Source organism: Paracoccus sp. S4493, assembly GCF_000967735.1.
Classification (GTDB): domain Bacteria; phylum Pseudomonadota; class Alphaproteobacteria; order Rhodobacterales; family Rhodobacteraceae; genus Paracoccus; species Paracoccus marcusii.
Window position 1 is genome coordinate 1 of record NZ_JXYF01000207.1, and the last position, 498, is coordinate 498.

Below are 498 nucleotides of genomic sequence, written 5' to 3' on the forward strand. Positions count from 1 at the left end.
CGCCGCCAAGCGCTTGGCCTCGCGCGTCATCTGCAGATCGACACTGCCCAGGGGAGAGCCGCGATACCCGGTGACCAGTCCCGCCGTATCAAGCCCCGCGGCTTTGTCGCGTGCTGATTGCATCAGCATCAGCCGGACAAGTGCCTGCGTCCCGTTCAACAACACGTGACGTTTCGACAGATCGAACCGATCGGCTAGCGAAAATTCCTGCTTGCTCATCACCCTCTCCTCCCATGACCAAAGGCCTCCGCGGTCATTATAGGTCAGAAATGCTGACCAACGAAGCGGAAATTCTGTCCTTGACGTGACCTTGCCGGAATCGCAGGGGAAGGTTAGGTCTGCAAAATTCGCATGGCTGTCATGACAGGATTGTAACAGGGATGGACTGGGACAAGCTTAGAATATTTCACGCTGTGGCCGATGCTGGCAGCCTGACGCATGCGGGCGACGTGCTGCACCTGTCGCAATCGGCGGTCAGCCGCCAGATCCGCGCGCTGG

2 protein-coding genes are annotated in these 498 nt (G+C 59.0%); one reads left to right on the plus strand and one right to left on the minus strand.

Annotated features, from left to right (window positions below):
- Positions 1–219, minus strand: a 219-nt coding sequence (locus TW83_RS16340) for a hypothetical protein (protein ID WP_045983845.1), incomplete at its 3' end; no start/stop codon positions are given.
- A gap of 161 nt (positions 220–380) precedes the next feature.
- Between TW83_RS16340 and TW83_RS20090 the strand changes: the two genes are divergently transcribed.
- Positions 381–498 (plus strand): LysR family transcriptional regulator (locus TW83_RS20090; protein ID WP_157001688.1); only part of this gene is annotated, 118 nt, incomplete at its 3' end.